The sequence below is a fragment of the Paenibacillus pasadenensis genome (genome assembly GCF_002864175.1).
Taxonomy (GTDB): Bacteria; Bacillota; Bacilli; order Paenibacillales; family Paenibacillaceae; genus Paenibacillus_O; species Paenibacillus_O pasadenensis.
Genome location: NZ_NFEZ01000001.1, coordinates 280,130 through 305,020, shown reverse-complemented (window position 1 = coordinate 305,020; position 24,891 = coordinate 280,130). Strand labels below are relative to the sequence as shown.

General features: G+C 62.3%; 18 protein-coding genes. 8 read left to right on the top strand and 10 right to left on the bottom strand.

The window, feature by feature from the left end:
* The first annotated feature begins 36 nt into the window (after positions 1-36).
* Genes B8V81_RS01420 through B8V81_RS01410 form a run of 3 tightly spaced genes read left to right on the top strand, consistent with a single transcriptional unit; the run spans position 37 to position 2,682 of the window.
* Complete coding sequence (locus B8V81_RS01420) at positions 37-1,443, top strand: NAD-dependent malic enzyme (RefSeq protein ID WP_028600194.1); 1,407 nt, start codon at positions 37-39, stop codon at positions 1,441-1,443.
* Between the two features lie 9 nt (positions 1,444-1,452).
* Complete coding sequence (locus B8V81_RS01415) at positions 1,453-2,379, top strand: AEC family transporter (protein ID WP_028600193.1); 927 nt, start codon at positions 1,453-1,455, stop codon at positions 2,377-2,379.
* A gap of 60 nt (positions 2,380-2,439) precedes the next feature.
* Positions 2,440-2,682, top strand: coding sequence for an HPr family phosphocarrier protein (locus B8V81_RS01410; protein ID WP_028600192.1), 243 nt, complete (start codon positions 2,440-2,442; stop codon positions 2,680-2,682).
* 565 nt (positions 2,683-3,247) lie between these two features.
* Here B8V81_RS01410 and B8V81_RS01405 read toward each other — a convergent pair.
* The 5 genes from B8V81_RS01405 to B8V81_RS01385 all read right to left on the bottom strand — a co-directional run bounded on the left by B8V81_RS01405 (position 3,248) and on the right by B8V81_RS01385 (position 8,008).
* Complete coding sequence (locus B8V81_RS01405; protein ID WP_101807524.1) at positions 3,248-3,541, bottom strand: type II toxin-antitoxin system RelE/ParE family toxin; 294 nt, start codon at positions 3,539-3,541, stop codon at positions 3,248-3,250.
* Positions 3,542-3,922, bottom strand: a complete 381-nt coding sequence (locus B8V81_RS01400; RefSeq protein ID WP_043111725.1) for an AbrB/MazE/SpoVT family DNA-binding domain-containing protein — start codon at positions 3,920-3,922, stop codon at positions 3,542-3,544. It lies immediately after the preceding gene.
* A 285-nt stretch (positions 3,923-4,207) separates the two neighbouring features.
* Positions 4,208-6,556 carry a carbohydrate-binding domain-containing protein gene (locus tag B8V81_RS01395; RefSeq protein ID WP_084137519.1) on the bottom strand — a complete coding sequence of 783 codons (2,349 nt, stop codon included), beginning with the start codon at positions 6,554-6,556 and terminating at the stop codon, positions 4,208-4,210.
* 22 nt (positions 6,557-6,578) lie between these two features.
* Positions 6,579-7,262 carry a DUF4956 domain-containing protein gene (locus B8V81_RS01390; protein WP_101807523.1) on the bottom strand — a complete coding sequence of 228 codons (684 nt, stop codon included), beginning with the start codon at positions 7,260-7,262 and terminating at the stop codon, positions 6,579-6,581.
* Positions 7,259-8,008 (bottom strand): polyphosphate polymerase domain-containing protein, encoded by a 750-nt coding sequence (locus tag B8V81_RS01385; protein ID WP_028600189.1) that lies wholly within the window; start codon positions 8,006-8,008, stop codon positions 7,259-7,261. Before B8V81_RS01385 ends, B8V81_RS01390 begins: the two co-directional genes overlap by 4 nt.
* Positions 8,009-8,243: 235 nt before the next feature.
* Between B8V81_RS01385 and B8V81_RS01380 the strand changes: the two genes are divergently transcribed.
* Together B8V81_RS01380 and B8V81_RS01375 are read left to right on the top strand one after the other, a co-directional pair.
* Positions 8,244-8,921 carry a response regulator transcription factor gene (locus tag B8V81_RS01380; protein ID WP_028600188.1) on the top strand — a complete coding sequence of 226 codons (678 nt, stop codon included), beginning with the start codon at positions 8,244-8,246 and terminating at the stop codon, positions 8,919-8,921.
* Positions 8,918-10,204 carry a sensor histidine kinase gene (locus B8V81_RS01375; RefSeq protein WP_323744210.1) on the top strand — a complete coding sequence of 429 codons (1,287 nt, stop codon included), beginning with the start codon at positions 8,918-8,920 and terminating at the stop codon, positions 10,202-10,204. Before B8V81_RS01380 ends, B8V81_RS01375 begins: the two co-directional genes overlap by 4 nt.
* 69 nt (positions 10,205-10,273) lie before the next feature.
* On the opposite strand, the gene B8V81_RS01370 is transcribed toward B8V81_RS01375, so the two are convergent.
* The gene (locus B8V81_RS01370; protein ID WP_146000433.1) at positions 10,274-14,182 is read right to left on the bottom strand and encodes an S-layer homology domain-containing protein; all 3,909 of its coding nucleotides are present in this window, start codon (positions 14,180-14,182) and stop codon (positions 10,274-10,276) included.
* Between the two features lie 478 nt (positions 14,183-14,660).
* Here B8V81_RS01370 and B8V81_RS01365 point away from each other — a divergent pair, with 478 nt between their 5' ends.
* Positions 14,661-15,917 (top strand): MFS transporter, encoded by a 1,257-nt coding sequence (locus tag B8V81_RS01365; protein ID WP_028600185.1) that lies wholly within the window; start codon positions 14,661-14,663, stop codon positions 15,915-15,917.
* 81 nt (positions 15,918-15,998) lie between these two features.
* Here the strand turns inward: B8V81_RS01365 and B8V81_RS01360 are convergent.
* The 4 genes from B8V81_RS01360 to B8V81_RS01345 form a co-directional block, all read right to left on the bottom strand.
* Positions 15,999-17,563, bottom strand: a protein-coding gene (locus B8V81_RS01360) for an IS3 family transposase (protein WP_101807520.1) whose coding sequence is annotated in 2 segments (ribosomal slippage) — positions 15,999-16,927 and positions 16,927-17,563 — 1,566 coding nt in all. Because the reading frame shifts where the segments join, the coding sequence is not laid out codon by codon here.
* 693 nt (positions 17,564-18,256) lie between these two features.
* Complete coding sequence (locus tag B8V81_RS01355; protein ID WP_028600184.1) at positions 18,257-19,246, bottom strand: Gfo/Idh/MocA family protein; 990 nt, start codon at positions 19,244-19,246, stop codon at positions 18,257-18,259.
* A gap of 218 nt (positions 19,247-19,464) precedes the next feature.
* A complete protein-coding gene (locus B8V81_RS01350) occupies positions 19,465-19,956 on the bottom strand; it encodes a pyridoxamine 5'-phosphate oxidase family protein (protein ID WP_028600183.1) in 492 nt (163 codons plus the stop codon).
* Between the two features lie 124 nt (positions 19,957-20,080).
* Complete coding sequence (locus B8V81_RS01345; RefSeq protein ID WP_180968348.1) at positions 20,081-21,880, bottom strand: stalk domain-containing protein; 1,800 nt, start codon at positions 21,878-21,880, stop codon at positions 20,081-20,083.
* A gap of 200 nt (positions 21,881-22,080) precedes the next feature.
* Between B8V81_RS01345 and B8V81_RS01340 the strand changes: the two genes are divergently transcribed.
* Positions 22,081-22,467 carry a BlaI/MecI/CopY family transcriptional regulator gene (locus B8V81_RS01340; RefSeq protein WP_028600181.1) on the top strand — a complete coding sequence of 129 codons (387 nt, stop codon included), beginning with the start codon at positions 22,081-22,083 and terminating at the stop codon, positions 22,465-22,467.
* Positions 22,464-24,722 (top strand): M56 family metallopeptidase, encoded by a 2,259-nt coding sequence (locus B8V81_RS01335; RefSeq protein ID WP_101807518.1) that lies wholly within the window; start codon positions 22,464-22,466, stop codon positions 24,720-24,722. Before B8V81_RS01340 ends, B8V81_RS01335 begins: the two co-directional genes overlap by 4 nt.
* Positions 24,723-24,891 lie beyond the last annotated feature (169 nt).

Here is a 24,891-nt window from a genome sequence, read left to right as displayed (position 1 = left end):
TCCTCATCCCCGTCCGACCGGAAAGGAAGATCCGCCATGGCATCCAGCTCGACCATCATCATCCGATTGGAAATCCGCAAGTCCGCCATCTCGTTCGGCGAGGTGGCGGTGACGATCGGCGCCTGCGGCGGCGACATCGTCGCCACCGACGTCATCCGCTCGTCGCCGGAGACGGCGATCCGCGACATCACCGTCCACGTGCCGGACGAGCGCCGCGAAGCGCTCGTCTCCCATCTGTCCTCGCTGCAGGGCCTCAAGGTCGTCAACGTCTCCGACCGCACGTTCCTCGTCCATCTCGGCGGCAAGATCGAGGTGACGCCCCGCATCGCGGTCAAAAACCGGGAGGAGCTGTCCCATGTGTACACGCCGGGCGTCGCCAAGGTGTGCCGGGCGATCCATGAGGACGAGTCCAAGGCGTTCTCGCTGACGATCAAGCGCAATACGGTCGCCATCGTCAGCGACGGCACCGCGGTGCTCGGCCTCGGCGACATCGGGCCGTACGGCGCGATGCCGGTCATGGAGGGCAAGGCGATGCTGTTCAAGCAGTTCGCCGGCGTGGACGGATTCCCGATCTGCCTGGACACGACCGACACAGAGGACATCATCCGCACGATCAAGAACATCGCGCCGGGCTTCGGCGGCATCAACCTCGAGGACATCAGCTCACCGCGCTGCTTCGAGATCGAGGAGCGGCTCAAGGAGGAGCTCGACATCCCCGTGTTCCACGACGACCAGCACGGCACCGCCGTCGTCATGCTGGCGGGCATGCTCAACGCGCTCAAGATCGTCGGCAAGCGGCGCGAGGACGTCAAGCTGGTCATCGTCGGCATCGGCGCGGCGGGCGTCGCCTGCGCCAAGATGCTGCTCGCCGCAGGCTTCCGCAACGTCGTCTGCGTCGACCGGCACGGGGCGATCCGCGCGGGCGAGGCCTACGACAATCCGATGTGGAGCTGGCTCGCCGAGCACAGCAATCCGCATGGCGAGAGCGGCGGGCTGGACGAGGCCATCGCCGGCGCCGACATCTTCCTCGGCGTATCGGGACCGGGCGTGCTGAAGGTGGAGCATCTGCAGCGGATGGCCCGCGATCCGATCGTGTTCGCGATGGCGAACCCCGAGCCGGAGATCGAGCCGGAGCTGGCGGAGCCGTACGTGCGCGTCATGGCGACCGGGCGGAGCGATTATCCGAACCAGATCAACAACGTGCTCTGCTTCCCCGGCATCTTCCGCGGGGCGCTGGAGTGCCGGGCGCGCTCCATCAACGAGCCGATGAAGCTGGCCGCGGCCGAGGCGATCGCAAGCTCCGTCAGCGAGGAGGAGCTCAGCGAGTCCTACATCATCCCGAGCGTGTTCAACGAGGAAGTCGTGCAGCGCGTGCGGACGGCCGTCATCCAGGCGGCGATCGACACCGGCGTCGCCCGCCGCATTCCGCGCGACTTCCGCTGATCCGCCGTCATGGGCGTCTTTCTGCTCATCCTGCTGCAGGTCATCTTCCCCGTGTTCGCGCTGCTCGGTCTCGGCGCGCTGCTCCATCGCCGGCTGCGCTTCGATCCGCGCACGCTGTCGCGGCTGACGGGCAGCGTGCTGCTGCCGGCGCTCGTGTTCGCGAATCTGTACGAGGCGCGGTTCGAGGCCGCGCTCGTGCTGCAGGTCGCGCTGTTCCTGCTGCTGCAGAACGGCCTGCTGATGCTCGCCGCGGAAGCGGCCGCGCGCTGGCTGCGGCTGGAGGCGCGCACCGCCTCGACGTTCCGCAACAGCATCGTCCTGTTCAACTCGGGCAACTTCGGCCTGCCGGTCAGCCAGCTCGTCTTCGCTACGCAGCCGGTCGGGATGTCCATCCAGGTCATCGTCACGCTGTTCCAGACGCTCGTCACGAACACGTACGGCCTGTTCAACGCGATGCGGGTGGAAACGCCGGGCTGGCGCGCGCTGCGCGGACTGGCGCTGAACCCGATCGTGCTTGCGATGCTCGCCGGCATCGCGCTGCAGGCGACGGGGCTGCGGCTGCCGGATTTCATCTGGCGGCCGATCGACACGGTCGCGTCCGCCTTTCTGGCGGTGGCGCTGTTCACGCTCGGCGCCCAGATCGCCGGGCTGCGGCTGCGGCGCCCGTCGCTGCCGCTGCTGCTGACGGCGGCCGGCCGGCTGCTGATCTCTCCGGCGCTGGCGCTGGCGCTCATCCTCGCGCTCGGCCTGGACGGCGTGACCGCGCAGGCGCTGCTCATCGCCGGCTCGTTCCCATGCTCGCGCAATATGGCGCAGTTCGCCATGGAGCACGGCAACGATCCCGACTACGCCGCCGAGGCGGTGCTGCTGACGACGCTGCTCAGCTCGCTGACCGTGGCGGCGACCGTGTTCGCCGCTCAGCAGCTGTTTGGATGAGGCGGGCGGCATAAAACGTTCTCGTTACTCGGCCCGAGAGGCCATCAGGAGGAATGAAGCATGAGCGGAATCGGAACGAAGGAAATTATCGACATCAACCGTACGGCGTCGGGCTTCGAGTCCAGCATCGTGCTGCATGCGGGCGGCCGCTGCATCGACGTCAAAAGCATCCTCGGCCTCACCGTCACGCTGGTGCGGGACGAATGCTACACGCTCGAGATCCACGGCCCGGACGAGGTCGACGCGGCGGTCGCGCTGCTCGACGCCTTCGCCGCCGCGGGGCTCCGCGTGCGGATGAAGTAGCGGCCGGAGGCGGATTCGCCAGGGCGTGTTTGCATACCCCGAAGGAAGCAGATGGGGCCGAATTTTTGATCCCTGCGTGACGAAGCAGGGGGCAAAAAGGCGGTGATAGATGCCCCTGAGCGGGTTTGCAAACACGCCCTAGGGGGGATATTGTTCCTAGGCGAATTCGAAGTCCATCAAGGAAAAAAGCGCTGCCGCTTTCTTCTTCCACACGGACTCCGTTTCGCTTCTGGCTTCTGCAGAGAGCGAAGGCCCCCGAACCGCGCTCCTTAAAGGCAAAAATGACGTTAGGACGCGCTCATGCCGACGAACCGCGCTCCCTAAAGGCAAAAATGACGTTAGGACGCGCTCATACCGACGAACCGCGCTCCCTAAAGGCAAAAATGACGTTAGGACGCGCTGATGCCGACGAACGCTCGCACACCGCCAGCTTGAATTCATTACGGCCGCATGCAATACCCGCTTTAAGAGGTTCGTTTCCATGATCCTATTTTTCCCACAGTCTCAGCAGCCTGAAAAGATATCAAAAAAGGAGCCGTCTCAGAGACGGCTCCTTTCGTTTGTCCTACTTCAAGCATCTTTTCAGCTGATCGTAAAAGTTTTCCCTAGAACCAGCCAGGATAATGACGACCAGTTCTCCTTCCTCGTTCTCTTCGACACGGTACGCGATCTCATAATTTGTTTCCTTATAAGAGACATCGTAGCCGAATAAGCCCGAAAGATCCCCGGTCTTTCGTTCCCCGATTGATGGATCATGACGAATGGCGAGAATCGCATCGAAGTACGCACGCTTCAGCGGCTTCTCGACGAGCTTTTTGAAGTAGCGTTCCGCAGGACCAAGATAGATGACGGGAAGCATCTAATCCTCCATCACATCGCCGAAGATGGCTTCCGTTCGGTCGGAGCCTTCGAAGTGGCGAGCGGCATCCTGGGATTCGGAAATCATGGTTTTGACGGCGGCTTTCAAAGCCTGCTGCTTCTCGCGGAATTTAGAGAGCAATTCGGAACCGACATAACCTTCCTGAATGAGATCGGCAAGAATCAAATCGGCATAATAGTCGTTCCCAGCCTGTTCACGCACGGGCCGAATGATGATGTGGCTGCCTTTGATGCTGAATTCGACTTCATCCTGGATGCCCGCCTGTTCGAACAACTTTTGAGGTATCGTTACTTGGCGCTTCGGCGAGACTCGCGCACGCTTCCATTCCATACCGTTCATCACCTCATTTGCAATTGCCATAGTATACCCCATTTTCCTTTTTTCTCATTTTCTTTGTTTCCATTCTTCTTTACTTTACACCTTTCGTTGCGATTGGAAAAGAGGGATTCTTGCACGTTTAAGCAAAAGCAGAGCCGCCCTCCACCCCGTCCTGCGACGTAGTGGAGGGCGGCTTCCCGCATGCCTGGCATCGAGCTTCGCCGGCCTTTTAGTTGGCTGGATCGGGCAGGCTATCGCCTGCCTGGGGCTTCCATGCCGCACGCGCCAATTCCAAGGGAGGCTCGCACGCTCCGGATGCGAAAGAGGCTACGCGCCGCTCTCGGCGCCGGCCGCGCCGGAAGCCGAGCCGGCCGCGCCCGGAGCGGAGCTGTCGCCCGGCGTCGTGCTGCCGGGACCGTCCCCCTGCGCAGGAGGCTCGCCTGGAGCACCGTCCGGCGGGGCGAAGCCTTGGCCATCGGGAGGCGTCATGCCGCCTTGACCGCGCCCTCCGCCTTGGCCGCCGAAGCCGCCGCGGCCTCCGCCCATGCCTCCGCCGCCGGTCGTGACGCCCGATTCATCGACATAGGTGACAGCCGAATCGCCGAGCTCGAAGCTTACGACCTCCATGCCGCCGCTGAGCGAGCCGCCCTCGTACAGGCCGTCCTTCGCTGCGGCGCCGGACGTCCCGCCCGTATAGAAGCTGTAGGTTCTGCCGGACTCCAGCTTCGGCGAGGCGATGACGATGTTCTGGATCGTCTTGGACGTCTCGAAGCTCACCAGCGGCGTGCCCGATTCATCCGCCAGCGTCACGAGCGTGCCGGCCGCGAGAGCCGACGGGAACGTCATCGATACGGAGCGCTGGGAAGAGGTGTCCGACGGAGCTTGCGCCATGCCGGAGCTGCCGGCGGCGATGAGCAGTCCGCCCGATTGCTCGAACGTTCCGTCGTAATCCAAGCTGCCGTTGCCGCCGTTCGTCGGGCCGTTCACGATGACGGTGCCGCCGGACATCGCGATCGAGCCGTTGGAATCGAGTCCGTCGCCTTCCGCGTCGACGACGAGATAGCCGCCGCTGATCGCGAGCCGCGCCTTGCCCGCCGCGCCGAAGCCGCCGCCCGGGCCGCCACCTTGGCCTCCTGGCTCGCCGCCCGGACCGCCTTGGCCCTGTCCGGATGCGCCATCGGCGGCGCCCTGCTCCTCAGCCGGCGCTTGACCTTGTCCCGCCGTGCCTGTCGGTGATGCGGCCGTCTCCTCCGCGCTGCCTTCCGAGGCATTGACCCCGTCGTCGCTGGCGACGACATGGATCTCGCCGCCGCTGATGGCGATGTCGGCGCTCTCCAAGCCTTCGTAGCTGGCGGCGATGTTGATCATGCCGCCGCTGATCGCGAGCGAGGCGTCGGCATGGACCGCGTCGTCGCCGGTGCGGATCGCCAGCTGGCCGCCGCTAATTGCGACCGCGCCATTGCTATGGACCGCATCGTCCTTGGCGTCGATGTCGAAGTCGCCGTCCGCGATGGAGATGCCGACGGTCGCCTTGAACGCCTTGGCGCTGCCGGATTCCGCATCGGTCTCCGTGCCGACGGCCGAGCCGGCCGAGCCGCCGCCCTCCGAGCCCGCGTCGCCCGTTCCATTTTGCACGCCTGTGTCCGTACCTGTGACTGCCCCGTTCCCCGTACCCTCTCCGGCTCCGCCTTGCTGGCGCTGCCCCATGCCGCCGAAGCCGAAGCCCTCCTCCTGATGCGGCTCCGCCTCGGCGCTGCCGCCTCCGCTGACGATGCGGTATGTGCCGCCGCCGACGAGCAGCGAGCTCGCCGCCTGGAAGCCGTCGCTGCCCGAGGCCACGTCATACGTGCCGCCCTCCAGCGCCACATAGCCTTTGCCTTCCTCGCCGTCGTTCGTCGACTTGAAGCCGTCGCCGCCCGCTTTCACCGTCAGGACGGCATCCTTCACCGCCAGCAGGTCGCGGCCGACGATGCCGTCGTCCTTGGCGGTCACGTCGATCGTGCCGCTGACGATCTTGAGCTCGTCCTTGCCGACGATGCCGTCGTTGAAACGGGCCGTCACGGACAGCTTGCCCGCGCCGTTGATCGTCAGGTCGTCCTTGCTGAACACCGCCCCCGACGGCTCGCCGTCCTCGTCCTGCTCGGCATAGGCCGCGCCGTCGGCCAGCCGGTTCGACGTGCCCTCCTGCAGCGTCAGCACGGTTTTGCCGGCCTGCTTGACCCAGATCGCCGGACCGCTGGAGCTCGACACCTCCGCTCCGCCCAGCACGAGACGCACGGCGCCCTCGTCCGCGCTGTCCACGACGATGCGGCCGTCCGTCAGCGAGCCGCTGACTGCATAGGTGCCGGCGGCCGAGATCGTGACGATGCCGCCGTCCACGCTTGCCCCGGCGCCGTCGACGCTGGCGCCCGCGCCGCTCAGCGTGATCGTCGTCGCGGCCGAAGCGTCCCACTCGACCGCCAGGTCATCCTCGTCATAGGACGCGATATCGCTCAGCTTGACGCTCGCCAGCTTGGCGGCAGCCGCCGCGCTTTCCGCCGAGGCGTCAGCCGCGGACTCGCTCCCTGTGGCTGCGGCCTCCGCAGCCGTGTCCGCCGCTCCGTCGCTGCAGCCGGCCGCCAGGATGGCGGACAGCAGGACGAGGCCGGCCATTTTAGCCGATAGGTTGGTCTTCATCATCATCATCCTCTCTCTGAATTCAATACTCCTGCACGACGGGACTCATCGTCAGCGTAATGTCGAGATTGCCGTTGCGGACGCGGAGCGCGTCGAGAAACTCCTTCTGGTTCGTCTGCGGCCCCATCTGGACCGAGTACATCACTTCATACAAGCTGCCGAGCTCGGTCGTGCGCACCCGCTTCAGCTCGTACCCGACCTGATGCAGGCGGAACACCTCGGCGAACGCCTCCTCATAGCCGAGGCTCTCGGGTATCGTCACCTTGAGCGTCTTCATCGCCGGGCGGCTCGCGCCGAACTTGACCGCCTTCAGCACGAGCATCAGCGCGCAGAGCACGATCGTGAACAGGACCGCATAGCCGAAAGCCCCGACGCCGCAGGCGAGGCCGGCCGCCATCGAGAACAGCACATAGGAAATGTCCTTGGCGTCGCCGGGGGCGCTGCGGAAGCGGATGATCGAGAACGCTCCGGCCAGGCTGAACGCCCGGGCGATGTTGCTGCCGATGAGCAGGATGATGATGGCGACGATCGTCGGCAGCACGATCATCGTCAGCGTGAAGCTCGGGCTGTACGCCGGCTGCGTCCTCATATAGGTCAGGCTGATGAGCAGGCCGAGCCCGATCGCGACGCCGAGCGTCAGCAGCGCATGGCCGAGCGTGAGCGCGGACTCGCCGGCAGCGGCGGTGCCGAAGATGGATTCGATCATAGGACGATTCTCTCCCTTTCGATGACGGGCGCCCCTGCGCCGCGGATGTTCTTCTTGTATTCGTTGCCGTACTTGCTGAAGCCGGTCCGGTACAGGCCGAGCTCCGAGAGCAGCCGCGACAGCCAGACCGGAACGGTCTTCTCCGCCTTCACTTCCATGAGCCATTGTCCCCGCTCCAGCAGCGGCTCGCCGTAATCGCCGGCCTCCAGCCGCAGGTCATGCCGCCGGGAGCGGATGTTCGTGTCGAACGTGATGCGCAGGTCGCGGCTTTCCTTGCTGAACAGCGCGATGCGGTCGTAGGCGAGATAGGCCATCGGCCGCAGCTCGTAGCGGCTGAGAAAGTATTCGATCTCGCTCATCACCTGCCGGTTCATGCCTTCGCGCCACTCGGGCGGCACGCCGCTCCGGGCGAAGCCGTACGCCTCGCCGAGCCGCATCGCAGTCCGGCGCTTGTTGACGAGTCCGCTCACCTTTTTCTTCAGCTCCAGATACACCTTGGCGTCCGGCCCCGGCACGCCGTAAGCGCGGATGCGCAGCTTCTCGCGGTACTTCGGCTTGGCCAGGCTCGTGCGGATGAGCGTGTGCTGCTCCGTGTCGTAATACAGGTTGCTGATGGCATAGAACTTGTCGTTCCGGTTGAACTCGTCCAGCTGCATATGCTCCATCAGGCGGTTGTACAGGTCATAGAAGGCTTTCGCATCCATCAGGTACTTGTTCTCGTACCGGTTGAACACCTCGATCGCCATGATCCCATCGCCCCTTTCGGCTGTCGTATCGGCGGGCGTCCCCGTCGTGCTGGCTTCAGCTTAGAGGGTCAACCTTTAGCGAAGCTTAAACCCCGCCGGACATGCTACACTTAGGGCGTGCAGGCCGCCGGTTAAGGTTGGCTAAAGGTTCGCTTCTTAAAATAAGCGCAAGGGAACAAGAGAAACGAAGCGGGACCGGGAGCGTCCGGGTCCGCAGGCGATAGGAGGGATTGCGATGAGGATTCTGATCGTGGAGGACGAGACGAATCTCGCCGAAGCGCTCGCCCAGGTGCTGCGCAAGCATCATTATTCGGTCGATCTGGCGCATGACGGCGAGGAAGGTCTCGACCACGCGCTCAGCGGCATCTACGATCTCGTGCTGCTGGACATCATGCTGCCGGAGCGCGACGGAATCTCGGCGCTGCGGGCGCTCCGCGCCGAAGGCGTCGCGACGCCGGTCATCCTGCTGACGGCCAAGGGCGAGACGGCCGACAAGATCGCCGGCCTCGATACGGGAGCCGACGACTATATCGCCAAGCCGTTCGATACCGGCGAGCTGCTCGCGCGCATCCGCGCGGCGCTGAGGCGCAAGGGCGAGGTTTTGCCGGAGGAGGGGCTGCGCTTCGGCGACATCGAGCTGAGCCCGCAGACGCTCAAGCTGAGCTGCGGGGGCAAGGAGCTCAAGCTGATCTTGAAGGAAAGCGAGCTGCTGGAGCTGCTCATGACGCGCCGCGCGGCGGTCACGAGCAAGGAGCAGATCATCGAGAAGCTGTGGGGCTTCGACTCCGACGCAGAGCCGAACAACGTCGAGGTATACGTCAGCTTCCTGCGCAAGAAGCTGGCCTTCCTCAAGGCGAAGGCGCGCATCGCCACGATCCGCGGCGTCGGCTACGTGCTGGAGGAGGGGACATGATGTTCCAGCGGCTGCGCAACCGGTTCCTGCTGCTGAACCTGGGCCTGTTCTCGATCCTCATGCTCGCCGCCTTCGGCGCGATCTACGGCATCACCGTGCAGAACATCAACCAGGACATCCGCCTGGAGCTGCTGCGCGTGGCGGACTATTACCGCAACGATCTGGGCGGGCCAGGCGCCGGGCCGCATCAGGACGGGGGAAAAGGCGACGGCTTCCGGCCGTTCCAGCCCGGCGGACGCATGGAGCCGCCGCCGGAGCGCTCCGTCTCGTTCGCGCTGCACACCGACAGCGAGTGGAACCTGCTCTCCAAGTCGACCCGCTTCGACATGGAGGACGACTTTTACGAGCAGGCCAAGGACGAAGCGGTCGCAAGCCCGGTCGAAATCGGCCGCTTCACCCTCGACGGGACCCGCTGGGCGTACAGCGTGCAGCAGCGCCCGGACGGCGCAGGCTACTCCATCGTCTATCTCGACGTGAGCGCGCAGCAGACGATCCTGACGAATCTAATCTACACGTTCACCGCCGTCGCGCTCGTCATGTTCGCCGCCATCTTCCTCGCCAGCCGCTATTTCGCCGGGCGCTCGATCGAGCCGGTGCGGGAGGCGTTCGAGAAGCAGCGGCGCTTCATCGCCGACGCCTCGCATGAGCTCAAGACGCCGCTCGCGGTCATCAACACGAACGCGGACGTGCTGCTGGCGAGCGGCTCCGAGACGATCGACAGCCAGGCCAAGTGGCTGCAGCGCATCAAGTCGGAGACCGAGCGCATGAAGAGGCTCACGACCGACCTCCTTTACCTGACGGAAATGGAGGACGCGCGCGAGCAGCCGCTGCAGGTGCCGTTCGACCTGAGCGATACGGTGGAGAGCGTCATCCTGACGATGGAAGCCGTCGTCTACGAGCGGCGGCTGGAGCTGGACTATGACATCGAGCCGGGGCTGACCGCCGTCGGCAGCGCCGAGCAGATCCGCCAGGTCGTGCTCATCCTGCTCGACAACGCGATCAAGTACGCCGGCCCGCAAGGACGGATCGCGATCTCGCTCAAGAAGCAGCATCATCATTGCCTGCTGCAGGTGACGAACACCGGCGAGGGCATCCCCGAGGAGCATCTGGAGCGCATCTTCGACCGCTTCTACCGCGTCGACGCCTCGCGCTCCCGCAAGCAGGGCGGGTACGGCCTCGGCCTCGCCATCGCGCGCTCGATCGTCGAGCAGCACAAAGGGCGCCTGTACGCGAAAAGCGTCCCGGGCGCGGAGACGAGCTTTTATATGCAGCTGGGCGGATGACGAAAAAAGGGCCTTCTCCCACCAGGAACGGTGGAAGAAGGCCCTTCGTGCTGCAGCTTCCGGAGAGGATCAGGACTGGAAGAGAATTTCTCCCAGCAGACGCTGAAGCAGCAAGGCGCTCTCTTTGCGGCTGCTTGATGCGTTCCTTTCGAAATGGAACGGGTCGTTCGCGGTTCCGATCAATTTCGAGCCGATCGCCTGGCGATAGGACTCTACAGCCCATGCCGAGAGGCTCGGCGTGGCGATCATGTCAACGGACATGGGCTTGTAGCCGCTGAACTGCATCGCTTTGACAAGCATGACCATCATTTCCTGATGCGTGATAGTCTGGTTCGGCTTGAACGCGCCGTCGCTGTATCCGTTGATGATGCCTGCCTTTGCGACCAGCTTGACGGCATCGCTGTACCAGCTTCCTGCAGCGACATCCTTGAAGGCCGCCGCCGCTTCGCCGCTCGCGGACGGCGACAAGCCCAGCGCCTTGCTCAGCATGACGGCGAATTCGGCCCGCGTCACCTTGCCGTCCGGCCGGAACGTCCCGTCCGAATAGCCGTTCAAGACGCCGCGCGCAGTCAGCGTCAGGATGCTGGAGTCGTACGCCGCATTTCCCGTCGCATCCTTGAAGGACGACGCTTTCTTGACGACCGCGAACAATCCGTCCTTCAGGCTGTACATCGTGACGTTCGCACCGCCTGCAGCGGAGTCGACTCGTACGGGAACCGGTTCGAACCGGTTCGTTTCCGGGTTGAGCCGGTAGCCTCCGATCTGAGAAGCAGGCATGCTGCCGGAAACGAGGATGGCATGCCCCACGTACTGCCCATAGTCGTTCAAGTCCTGGACGGACCCGTCTTTCTGAACTGCCGCCAGATCGAATTTGACGACAGAGCCTAGCATCGCGCCTTTATTGGATGTGCGCAGCTCCGCGCCAAGCGAGGCATCCTGGACGAAAATGGACAGCCGCAGCGAGCTCGCTTCCGGCATGTTCGAGGCTAGGGCTGAGGCAGGAACGGTCCAGGTTCCGACCGATGTTTCCAGAATCAGGCGGCCGTTTTTCTGCGCGGCCGATTGGACCGCTCCCGATTCGATTTGGAAAACAATTTGTCCGGCTTTGCTTTCGCTCTTGGCCCGGACGTCCGATGACCCTGCGAGCTGGCCGGCCGCATAGGCCGCATTCAAGCCGATGACCGCCGTCACGACTCCATTCGCGTCGGTCTCTTCCTTGACATCGAGCTTCGCCGGCGCTGGCGTAGGACTCGGCGCCGGCGCTCCGCCGCCGCCGATCATGCCGCCTCCGCCTCCGCCTCCGCCCCCGCCTCCGCCGGCCGGGGGCGCAGTCGGCTTGACGCCGCCGCCAGGGGTATCTATGATCATCGCCGGAATGGTCATGGCGACAGGCTCGCTTTCCAGCTTGCCTTGGCTCGTCCGCGTAATGAAGACCGTGCCTCCTGGCGATCCCATGTCGCCTGTATCCAAAGAAACGGAGCTGCTTCCCGAGGAGGGCTTGCCGGAGGCAAGGAGCGCGTAATTCGAATGATAGACGCGGATCATGTCGCCGGCCGCCAGATTCCTGACCTCTACCCGGTCGCTCGCGTACAGATACTTGTACAAAGAGATATCGCGCGCGTCTGGCGGCGAGCTTTCAAAACGACTCAGGACGAGGTACTGATATAAAGGCGCCTCGCCATCCGCGCCGCTCTGGACCAGAGCCAGGCCGACCGCCTTGTCCGGAATCCGCACAGGGCCGACTTTCAGGCTATAGGAGGCTTTGCCTCCCGGAACGGAAGCGATCGCCTCGCCGAGCAGATCGTCCTCTCCCATCCAGTACAGCTTGTAAGTCATGGCGGTTCTTTCCACGCCAGGCTTCCAAGTCAACGTGCCTTCCAGCTCCCCGTCCTTTGCCGGCAGCTCCGCCAGCGAGAACTCCTTGGCGAATGCCCCAGGGAAATTCCAGAAAGGCAGCACGACCGGCTTGCGCGGCTTCCAGTCATAGTTGTCCGTGCGGGGCCACACGGCCAGGGAGACCGCTTGAGCAGGAGCATCATGGACGCTGGCCTTGAGGACGACCGTGCCGTCCTCCAGCTTGACCTCCGAGTAGAGCGACAGGTTGGAGGACAGCGTGTTGCCGGATGCATCCCTCAGCTCCGCCGCATAGCCCCTCACCAGCTCGGAATCTCTTCCAGGAGTCAAATACAGCTTGCCTTGGAATGCGGTCGGGTCGGAATAGCCGTACTCCAGCTGCACATCGCTCGGCATGAGCATCGTCTGGACGTACTCTTCCAGCCCGTCCAGATTCGCGAACCGATACGTCCGGCTGTCCGTGGCCAGCACGATCGTTCCGTCCGCAGTGACATGCGCTTCCTTGGCTTCGAACGGCAGGTCGGCGATCTTGGCGTACGAATCACGGCCGTAGACCGCTTTTCTTCCGATGACGAATTCCTTGCCCACGGCAAGCGGCCGTTCGGGATAGGTTCCGAGAATCTGGGCAGGAGAGCTCTTGCTCCGCCTGACGTTGCCCAGATAGAGGCTCGTCCCATCCTGCAGGACGGGACCGTCGCCCGAGGAGAAAGCAACGGAGGTCGAGGAGACCTCCTGCAGGGTGGCTGCATCATAGCGGCTGATCTTGCTGTAAGTAGCGACGTACAGGCTGCCGCTTGCCGCATCGTAGACCGCTTGGCCTTGGGACGGATTGCTCGGATAGGCGAAGACGGGCTGATTCGTTCCGCTGCCTGCAAGGCGCAATTCTCCATTCATTTCCTCGCCCCAGTAGAAAAGCTTGGAGCCTGCGGGAAGCAGCCGCTGCGGATTGGACGACGTCCGGATCCGCTGCACTCCGCTCCCAAGAGCAGATGCATCGAGGATGCCGATCGCGGTTTCCCCATGGAAGGCCACATAAAGCTTTCCGGCCTGCAGCTCCAGATGAGCGGGCTGGGAGCCGACGTAAGCCTTCTCCACGAGCGACAGGTCGCTTTTCAAAAGCTTGACGACTTCGTTTGTGTCCTTCGACACGCCATAGAGATAAGTCTCGTCCGAGACGATGCTTGACAGCGGGGCGTTCGGCACGGCGTGGAAGCCGGATGCCGCCTGCAGCTTGAATTCAGGCTGCATCAGCTTCTCCGGCAGCTCGTAGACTTCAATTTTCTTGGCATCCCACCGGCCTTTCTGCACGTAGATCCTGCCGTCCCCGATCTGTCCGCGCTCCGCCTCGGCGAAAACGTCTCCAGGGAATCCGGCCAGCTGCAGATAGCGATCCCGGCTGTACAGGCCTTGCTGGGTCAGGATCAGCTCTCCTTTCTGGTCCAACAGCTTGGACATCAGATACGAGTAGCTGCCTGATCTCGGGTACATGCCTTTGATCCACGTCAAGTCGAGCGCATCCAGACGCGAGCCTGCATAGAAGACGTCATCCCCGTCAAGACCGATGTACGGAGCTGGAAACTCGAATCCATACCCTCCTCTGTAGGTGGATTCGCTCCTCTTCCTTCCGGTGTCGTACTCATAGGACGACAGGTTGGAGCCTGTACTCCCCGTCTCGCCGATGTACAGCAGACGACGGCTCTCATCCGCCTTCAGGACCGCGTCGGAGACCGACTCTGCAAATCGGGTCGTAACCCCCGTGGAACGGTCCTGCTTATAGACCGTATTCCACGAGCCGCCGCTTGTATAGAATATATATTGCGACGTTACAGCCAGCTGCAGAGGGCTGTACGTCGTTTCAATGACCGAAGCGAGCGTTTGCGTCGTCATGTCTACGACCCGAATCGATGTCGCTCCGGAGGAGGCGATATACAGCTCGTTGCCGTACCGCTCCAGATCCGACGGCATGGAGCCGACCGTCAGCTCCTTTTCCACCTTCTGCGTGGCCGTATCCACAATGGTCAAGGTGTTGGTCGACTTGGAGACCGCATACAGCTTTCCGCTCGCTTCGTCCAAGTCCCAGTCCGTCAGCTCGTTTGCCAGCGGGATCGTTCCGATCTGCTTCAATGCCTCTGCCTGCGGAGCTTTCTCGGCATGCGCCGTGCCGGCTGCCCCGAGTCCTGAAACCCCTCCCGACAATAGGACTGCCGCCGCTAGGAATGCGCTTAACCCCTTCGTGACTATTCTTTTCATCGCCCTGTCCTGCCTCTCCTCTACGAATCACCAACCTATCCTAATCTACGGTTTTTTTTAAAAATATTCCATATAAATGTTTTTAAAAGAATGCCGCTCTGGAGGCATGATGGATCAAGCTTCCGCAAGCAGGGAGATGAGCACCTGAACCAGACGCAAGGATGCGCTCCGGCATGCAGCCGGGCGAGCCCGCCATGAGCTCGCCTTTTTTCATTTCTGGTATAGTTTGGGTAAAAATGTTTTACCCCTGAAAGGCGAAGTCCCGATAAGGTTATACTGGGAAACGGAGGTTCGCATCGACTCCGGCGCATGCCGTCCTCTTCCCATTCCTATCCATAAAGGGGCTGATTCCATGGATGCTCCATCCACGAACCTACCATCTTCGCCGAGCCTTTTCCGCAACCGGTTCCTGCAGACGATCCTGCTCTCGAGCATGACGCTGCAAATCGGCATCTGGGTGCGCAACTTCGCCATCCTGCTCTACGTCGCCGAAAAGACCAACGACGATCCGATCGCCATCTCGCTCATCAGCGTAGCCGAGTTCGCCCCGATCTTCATCTTCTCGTTCATCGGAGGCACGTTCGCCGACCGCTGGCGGCCCAAGCGGACGATGGTCTGGTGCGACCTGCTCTCGGCCGTATCCGTCTTCGTCGTGCTGCTGGCCGTCCATTACGGCAGCTGGGAATCGATCTATCTGGTCGCCTTCATCTCCGCCATCCTGTCCCAGTTTTCCCAGCCGTCCGGCATGCGTCTGTTCAAGCAGCATGTCCCGGAAAGCCAGATGCAGCAAGGCATGGCGCTGTTCCAGTCGCTGCAAGCGACGTTCATGGTGCTCGGCCCGATGCTCGGCACGTTCGTCTACAGCCGCTTCGGCCTGGAGACGTCGATCGCCGTCATGGGCACGGCGTTCCTGCTGTCGGCGCTCGTGCTCGTCCGCCTGCCCAAGGATCTCGTGCAGCCGCGCGAGGCCGGAGCGAGCGGACAGTTCTGGAGCGAGCTCGCCGAGGGCTTCCGCTACGTCTGGCGCAGCACGGTGCTGCGGACGCTCGGCATCGCCTTCCTGCTCGCCGGCCTGGCCGTCGGCCTGGCGCAGGCGCTCAACCTGTTCATCGTGACGGAGCGGCTCGGCCAGGACAAAGAGTTCCTCCAGTACCTGCTCGTCGTCAGCGGCGTCGCGATGCTGATCGGCGGAGGCGTCGTCGCCGCGTTCGCGAAGCGCATCCCTCCGCAGCTGCTGCTGGCCACCGGCATGCTGTTCAGCGCGGTGTGCACGGTCATCGTCGGCTTCTCGACGAGCGTGCCGGTGACGCTCGTCACCCAGTTCATCAACGGCCTCGCCTTCCCGTGCATCCACATCGGCATCAGCACGATGATCCTGACCTGGTCGCAGCCGTCGATCGTCGGGCGGGTGAACGGCGTGCTCAACCCGCTGTTCATCGGCATGATGGTCGTGTCGATGTCGCTGGCCGGCGTGCTGAAGAGCGCGTTCCCGCTCGTCGCCATCTACAGCGGCTCGGGCCTGCTGTTCCTGCTCGGCGCGCTGGCGATGCTGCCGATCGCCAGGCACAAGGCTCCGGAGCAGCCGGCGCAGGTGCCGGCGCAGGCGTAGATTTTTGACGCAGGCAAAAGAAAAAAGCCGCCCCCTCGCTGAACTGCACCCCGTCAAGTAGACAGTACAAAAAATAAAGATCTATGAAGCGGCCTTAGCCCTAAATTCAATGGGACTGAGGCCGTTTAGTTTTTTCTGCAATCGTTCGTAATTGTAAAAGTGGATGTAATCATCAATATCGTTCTTTAGCTGCTCAAAAGTTTGGTATTTATGCAAGTAGTACTTCTCACATTTCAACGTTCCCCAAAAAGATTCCATAGGACCGTTATCAATACAACGTCCGACCCGGGACATGCTCTGCTTCAGCTTAGCCTTATCCAACATTTTCTTAAAACTCGAAGACGTGTACTGGAAGCCCCGGTCGCTATGAAGGAGCGCTTTGCTTCTTGGCGCTGCCTTTAGCGCCAACTTCAATGTTTTAAACACGAGCGGATTATTATTGGAATGTCCCAGTACATAAGAAACAATCGATTTATCATGAAGGTCGAGAATGGCGCTTAAATAGGCCTTCTGACCGTTGCCATATTTAAATTCAGTGACATCCGTTAGCCACTTTTCGTTCGGTGCTTCCGCTTGAAACGCACGGTTTAATACGTTCTCAGCTACGTGCTGCGGTGTAGAACGTTCATATTTCTTTTTCTTCCTGCGAATGACGGACTGAATCCCTTTTATCTTCATCAGACGATACACGCGTTTGTGGTTAATCCGCTTCTCCGTTTGTCGACGCATATGCAGCGTTAATTGACGGTAACCGAAGGTGCCTTCAACCTTTTCATATAACGTCATCATGACCGCCGTAAGCTCCTGGTTCTCCAACTGTCGTTGGCTAGGCTTGTGACTGAGCCACTTGTAGTAGCTTGACCTTGGAATCTCCGCCACCTTGCACAGTAGCTGTATGCTAAGCGCTTCTGCCTGCTGCACGGCTTGGATAGCGAGATAAATGTTTTCCTGTCGATGTCCGCTTAGCGACGCCTCCCTTGAAACTCCTGTAACTTTTTTAAGAAAGAATTCTCCGCCCGAAGCCGCTCAACCTCGTACTCCAGTTTCTTCATGGCGAGCTTTTGCTGGTCGACCTCAGATAACTCTTCAGGTGCCTTTGTGCGCCCTCTGCCGTCTCGCAAAGCGTTCTCGCCATCTGCTTCGTACTTCTTTACCCATCCGTAAACTTGCTGATAAGAAACGTGATATTTCTCTACTGCTTTTTGATAGTTTCGATTTTGCGATAAGCAATAGATTACAATGTCCATTCGTTCTTCCCAAGTCGTTGTCCGTCCCTTTGTCATAGCGGCTCCGCCCCCGTTCTTATACGGTCTTAGACCGCTATGACTATTATACTTCTTAATCCAGTTTCGGAGCTGTGTACGGCTTGCCATATGGTACTTCCTTATGATTTCATTCTGTGAGTACTTTCCAGATAGATAATCTTGAACAGCCTGAAGTTTAAGTTCCACTGAGTAGCTCTTATTCTCTGCACGCCATGCTAACCCTTCGAATCCGTACAGTTCATAACGACGTCGCCATTCCTTCAACGTACTGACGTTAATGTTATATTTACAAGCGATGTCTCTTCGTGATCCCCGTCCTGCTTCATACTCCTTCAGAATGGCCAATTTCTCTTCTCCGCAGTACTCATTTATTTGAGACATGAAAAAACTCCCCTTGATAAACAGGTTTTTATTATTTCACCTGTCTACCTAAAGGGGAGCATATCACGCCGGGGACGGCCGTGCTGCCCGGATGATCCGGGCAGCTTTTTTGTATTGGTGTCGCGGGCGGCGTGCGCTACACGCGGTTTTTCCGCGCGTAGGGCGCCTGGGCGCTAGCGCAGCGAGCGCTTCGCGCGGTTTTTCCGCGCGTAGGGCGCCTGGGCGCTAGCGCGGCGAGCGCTTCGCGAGGTTTTTCCGCGCGTAGGGCGCCTGGGCGCTAGCGCGGCGTGCGCTACACGCGGTTTTTCCGCGCGTAGGGCGCCTGGGCGCTAGCGCGGCGTGCGCTTCGCGCGGTTTTTCCGCGCGTAGGGCGCCTGGGCGCTAGCGCAGCGTGCGCTACACGCGGTTTTTCCGCGCGTAGGGCGCCTGGGCGCTAGCGCAGCGTGCGCTTCGCGCGGTTTTTCCGCGCGTAGGGCGCCTGGGCGCTAGCGCAGCGTGCGCTTCGCGCGGTTTTTCCGCGCGTAGGGCGCCTGGGCGCTAGCGCGGCGAGCGCTTCGCGCGGTTTTTCCGCGCGTAGGGCGCCTGGGCGCTAGCGCAGCGAGCGCTACACGCGGTTTTTCCGCGCGTAGGGCGCCTGGGCGCTAGCGCGGCGAGCGCTTCGCGAGGTTTTTCCGCGCGTAGAGCGCCTGAGCTCTAGCGCAGCTCCTTGCCGTCCCGATAAGCCGGGTCATGCAGCGCCTCCAGCACAGCCTGAGCCTTGACCCCGTCGGCGAAGTCGTACACGATCGCCTCTTCGCCGCGGATGCGGCGCAGCACCTGCTTCAGCATCGGCAGCGGTCCTTCGTCCTCGGCGACCTCCACCGGCTCGAGCGAGGCCTCGTCCCGTCCGACGAGCAGCTGCCGCCAGTTCTCCAGCGCGACGACGCCGTCTCGGCCGCGAATCACCATCGACACCCGCTCCTCCGCTACGCCGCGCGTGCGCCCGGTCAGCCGGATCCGCTTGCCGTCCGCCAGCGTCAGCTCCGCCTCGGCCTGCGTCTCGCTCGCCTCCGCTCCGTCGCCGTAGTCGACCTGGCTGCGCACCCCGACGATGTCGCCGAACAGCTGCTGGATCATGTGGATCCAGTGGATGCCGACCTCGAGCAGGAAGCCTCCTTCCGCGCGCGTCGTGATCCAATCGTTCTGCTGCCAGGCGCGCGGCCACTGCGGGAACTCCAGGATGAGCTCCATGCTCTCGATCTCTCCGACGGTCCGCTCCTCCAGCAGCAGGCGGCGCATTTCCCTCACGGCCGGGTCCTGCGGGAAGGAGAAATGAACGGCATTCACGACGCCGGCCGCCTCCGCAGCCGCGCGCATCCGCTCCGCCTCCTCGAGGCTGCTCGCCAGCGGCTTTTCGGAAAAGACATGGATGCCCTTCGCCATCGCGGCCTCGGCCGTCTCCCGATGCAGGGACGGCGGGACAGCGATGTAGACGAGGTCGAGCTTCTCCCGCTCCAGCATGAGCCGCCAATCCTCGTACAGCGCGATTCCGGGCCGCTGCTCCCCGATCTCCCGCAGCGTCTGCGCGCGCGGCTCGCTCGCCGCGACCAGCTCGCATTGCTCCGCGAACCTCGGCTGCGTGCGCAGCGACATGCCCTTGCCCATATTGCCCAGGCCGATGACGGCCATCCGGATCTTGTCCATGGTTCAGCTCCCCCTGATGCCTTGAAATGTTCGGTCTCTCTAAGGGTTCGACCCGGCGCTTCGCGCTTCCTTCCCGGCTGCGAAAAGAGGGACGGGGCCTGCCATTCGCCCTCGGGCGGCCTCCTTTTTCGGACCGCCTGACGGACAGCCGAAAGAGCCGCTATTCAAGCCTCGCTTGAATAGCGGCTCCTGGGCTCGTCCTGCGGCGGAACCCCCGCCTATTGCAGCTCGACCGTCTCGTTCAGCTTGCTGTCGCCCGAGCCGGCGCCGGTCAGCCGGTGCAACATGAGCTTGGCCGCCTCGAATTTATTCGCCGTGTCCCAATACTCCGCCGCCTCGGCGTTCACCTTGACGAGCACGACGTTCGGGTCGTCGTAGGAGGCATGGAGCAGCTTTTCGTACGCCTTGTTCCAGAACGCCTTCTTCTTCTCCAGATCCTCGACGAACTCCGCCTTGCCGCGGATCGAGACGAACGACTTGCCCGCATAAGCGACGTTGACCCGCGGATCGCGCCGCAGCTCCCCGTACTTCGCCGTATCCTTCATCGTAACGAACCACAGGTCGCCGTCGAACTCGATCTCCTGGGTCTTCATCGGCCGCGAGACAAGGCCTTCCTCCGCGATCGTCGTCAGCATCGCGGTCTCGATGCCGTCGATCAGCTCCCGCACCTTCTCCACCGCTTGTTCATGGGTCGTCTGCTTTTCCGACATGATGCATCACCTCTTCCGCTTTTGTATTCCCTTTTTACACGGAATCGATAAGTTCCAATCGTTCTGCTGACGCGCAAAAAGGCGGCCCTCCCGCGAGGAAGGCCGCCCTGCACAAATGTTACGCTCAACCGCCGGCGGCGAAGACGCCGCTTTTGTACGTGAGCGTATAGACGATGCCGCTGTCCGTCAGCAGCGTCGCAGCGACATTGTCGCGGACGATCGCCGTGCTTTTGCCGTCGGCTCCGACCTTGTACAGCCCCGGCTCATAGCCGTCCGAGACGTAATAGACGCCCTTCGGTCCGACCTCGTACGAATGGGCCGGCTTGTCGCTCAGCTTGATCTCGCGCCCGGCCGCCAGATCGTAGCGGTACAGATCGCCCGCCTGAGCATGCAGATCGCTCGGACCGGTCCCGACCGGCTGCGCCCGGTAGTACAGGCTGCCGCCATGCAGCCGGACGTCGAAGACGGGACGGTCGACGACGATGCGGCTCGCGCCTCCGCCGAGTCCGGCCTGGCCGAGCTTGCCGGTCGCGCGGTCCACATAGTAGACGGAGGCGCCTTCCAGCCAGAAGTCGGAGGCCGATGGAGTCAGCCTCGTCTGCGTACCGCCGTCCAGCGGGATCCGGTAGACGGCGCTCGTCGCCGTCTGGTCCGCCTCTTCATAGCCGAGCGCATAGGCGCTGCCGTCCTTGACGTACAGCTTGTCGCTGCCGACATGGCCGACGCTGCCGCCTGAGACCGTCCGATTGATGCCGTAGGTGAAGGCGCTGTCGCCGATGGAGGAAGTCTTCCCGGTCTTGAGATCAACCTGCTTCAGGTTGCCCGGCTGCATCGTCATGAAGTGAAAGTTGGTGTACAGCAGCCGGTCGCCGGAGCGGGCATAGGCCATCAGGCTCTTGCCGCCTCCGACCTCCTTGAGCGTCCCGCCGTCCAGCCGGTACAGCGTCTCCGAGCCCATCGTAAGATCGCCGGAATGCAGGTTGACCAGCAGCTGGCCCTCCAGCTTGACCACTGCCTCCAGCCAGCCGTCGCTTGGCTTCCAGCCGCTCAGCGAGGCGGCTTTGGCCGCCTTGCCCGTCGCCGGATCGAGCGCGTGGAGCTCCGCCTTGCCGCTGATGACCGTCGGATAGTAGACCTTGCCATCCGCCGCTTTCGCCTGGCTGAGGACCGGCTTGCCCGGCAGCTCGATCCGGACCGGCTTGCCGCCGTCTTTTTGCTTGTACAGCAGCTCGGACGTCGCCGTGGCGGTATAGAACGAACGGTAGTAGTACGAAGTGTTACCCGACCTTGCCAGCAATTCGGTCGAGCTCTCCACCTCGGCGCGCGTACGCTTGTCCGTCAGCTGCCGCTTGATCGGATCGATCAGAGAGCGCGTATCGGCAAGCTTCGGATCGATCTTGTCGTCGCCGATGAGGATGAGCCCGTCCAGCCATTGGATCTCCTTCTCCAGCGCGTCCGAGGCGCTGCGCAGCGGTAGCAGGATCGTGCCGTTCACCTTGTACGGGGCGACGTCGATCGCGACGGCTTTGCCGTTCACTTCCATCGTCCGGCTGCCCACGGCAAAGCGGATCGTCCTCTTGAGCGCGGCATTTGTCAGCACGACCTCATTCGGCCGCTTGGCGTCCCAGATCGTTTCCCAGATGCCGCCGGAGCGGTTCGCTTCTCCCGCCAAGTAGCTCAGCAGGCGGATCGGCACGAAGACGCGGCTTTCGCGCTGCACGAGCTTGTAGTCGAGGTACAGGTCCGTCTTCTGTCCGCGGATGAACGCCTTCTGTTGAAAGTCGTAGGGCAGGATGACGGTCCGGTCGAACGCCTGCTTCAGCGACGTCGAGGCCGGAGCTCCGCTGTCCGCCGCATCGGCGGGAGCAAGCGCGGCGCCAGCCCACAGGGCGGCCGCGAGAACGGCGAGCGCAGTCTTTTTCATGTCGGGTCTCCTTTTTATGGGGGTCTTCCCGAATAGACGGATGTCGACGGAAGAATGTTCCAGCCTCCATCCTGAGCCCGTCTCTTGCCCGCCGCTCCACGCACGCGTTCCGAGATTTCTCTTGACCTCCATCATTTACACCTGTAATCTATACCTATCGTTTACATGTGTAGATGTTCAAGGAAAAGGAGGAATTCCGAATGAACGCCCCCATCCGCATCAGCGAATCGGAGAGCGAGGTGATGAAGCTGCTGTGGGAGCAGGAGCCGCTCACGGCCAGCGAGATCATCGAACGCCTGCAGCGGCAGATGGATTGGTCGGATCAGACGATCAAGACCTTTCTCAACCGCCTGCTCAATAAAGAAGCGATCCGCTTCGAGAAGTCCGGCCGCACGTATCTCTACTATCCGCTCGTCACCCGCGACGAGTACTTGAGATCGGAGAACCGCTCGTTCCTGAACCGCGTCTATGACGGAGCGATCGGCATGATGTGCGCCAAGTTCCTGGAGGAAGAAAGGCTGTCCGATCAAGAGATCGAGCAGCTGCAGCGGCTGCTGGACAAGCAGAAGAAAGGCGGCGACGCATGAGCGCGCTCGAGGCGATCTTCCTGCTGCTGCTCCAGGCCTCCATCGGCTCGTCGGCGCTCATCGCGCTCGTGCTGCTCCTCCGCCGCTGGCGCGAGGGGCGGCTGCTGCCGCGCGTCATGCCGCTGCTCTGGCTGCTCGTGCTCGTCAAGCTGCTCGTTCCGGCGCTGCCGGAAACGCCGTTCAATCTATTCCGGGTCGTCCCGGCGCTGGTTCAGGAAGCTTCCAGCGTCGTCTCGGAAGCTCCTGCGAAGTCGGCCGCATCGGGTCCGGCCAGCCTCCCGGCAGCAGCTCAGCCGGCGGCTCCTGGCGCCGAGGCCAGCGCAATCAGCACAACGGATTCGGACAAGCCGACTGCTGCTGCAGCGCCGGATCCGGCTGCTTCCGCCCTCAGCCTCTGGCTGATGTTAGGCGCGCTCGTCTGGCTGGCAGGAATGCTCGCGCTGGGCGGCACCGGCCTCTATGCCGCGCTGCGCTTCCGCCGTATCTTGAAGCATGCCGTACCGGTTCAGGAGGCTTCCGTCCTTTTCGCCCTGGAAGCGTGTCGGCAGCGGCTCGACATCCGGCGCCGCATCGGGCTGTACGAGCTGCCCGGGCGAGCGGGTCCTTTCGTCTATGGCTGGATGAGACCTGCCGTCTACATGCCCGCAGGCTTCGCCGCCGAAGCCGATTCCCGGCAGCTGACGCATGTGCTGCTGCATGAGCTGATCCATGTGAAGCGGAAGGACGTGTGGGTCGGCGCGCTCTGGGCCGCTGTCGCCGCGATCTACTGGTTCAATCCGTTCGTCTGGCTGGCGCTGCGGAGCATGAAGGCCGACCGTGAGATCGCCTGCGACGCCGGCGTGCTGGACGCGCTCGGCGAACGGGAAGGCTCCTCCTACGGCATGACGCTGCTTCAGCTTGCCCGCCGCCCCGGCCCGCGCCCGGCGCCGGGACTGCCGTTCGCGCTGTTCCCGCAGAAGCGCGGTGAGCTGAAGCGGCGGATCGCCATGATCGCGCGCTTCCGCGAAGGCTCGTATCGCCTTTCGTTTCCGATCATCGTACTGGCGCTCGCCGCCAGCGCCGTGCTGCTGATGATGGCCTCCGCCCCGCTTCAAGGGCCGAAGACGCTCGAAACGGCCTCGGCGAAGGGTGACAGCCGCGGGCCTGGATCTCTCGGCATCACCCGCAACATGGATGACTTCAAATGGTTTTCCAGTCTGGATCGGCTGCGCGTCCATACGAACTTTGACTTTAAAGTGCCGGACGATCTGCCGCAGGGGTATAAAATGAGCCACTTAAACGTCGACCAGGCCGTCCGAGAAGAGGAAAAGGACCGGGTCACCGTCGGGTTCGTCTCCATGAGCCCTGCAGCGGGCTACGTTCCGAGGTTCGAGCTTAAGGCCTCGCTTAACGATCTGCGAGAGACGTATCGAGTGCAGCCAGGCGAGGAATTTTGGACGAACGCTCCGGCGATGTGGGGAAAACCGGAGCCGATTGCGTTCCGGCACGAGCCGGCCGAATTCGCGGGTATCCAAGGCACGCTCGTCACGGAGGTCCAGAACTATGCCTGGCATCTTCCCGAGCACGCCAAGACATTCATTTGGAAGGACGGAGACGTCTGGTACGCTCTCGATTATTTCAGCGAGAACCATAGCCAGAAGGAAGGAACGCCTCAGCACTGGATGAACCTCAGCGACGCGCAGCGTGATCAGGTGCTCCGCTCGTTCGTCTGGCCGGATCAAGTAAAGGCGACGGACTACAGCGGAGCAGGCGAACCATTTCCGCTTTACGATACCGAAGATCTGGACGCTGCGACAAAAATCCTCGGCTTCGAGCCAATGCTGCCGAAGACGATCATGACAGAGAAGCTGACGCTTGATAATGCGGTTATGCTCCAGCGGGGGGGACGGAATATTAGCTATCCGTCGCTAATTGTGAGCGATTCTCTGGAAAGCACCTACCGCGCGCCTTCCAATGCCCCCATAGGCGATCGGAACGATACGGTATCCTTCTATCAAGGCAGCGGCCCCCTCGTCGAGGCGGACAAGCTGATTCCCCCAAGCCGCATAAGCTTGCACGGCATGGATTTATTAGTCGTGAAAGACAGCAATTCCGCAACAAATCCATATGGATTCGATAAAGGCTACAACGATGACCGCACCCACACCTACTACATCTGGGAAAGCGGCGGCCGGCATTACGTGGCGTTTTTCCGCGGCATGGACGGGTTCCACAATGAGGTGCTGAAAGAGCTGGTCGGACTGACGAAGAGTTAGGAAGGCTTCGCCTTAATGGCAAAAGAAGCGTCCGCTCCGGCTCGCAAGAGCTTGGACGGACGCTTCTTTTTCCAATCGTCGAGGCCTGGCGAAAGCTAGCGCCGCCGCCTTGCCCCTGGCGGCAAAGAGCTCGCCGACCAATTGCGGCGGCATGCGGTCAGCCAGCAGC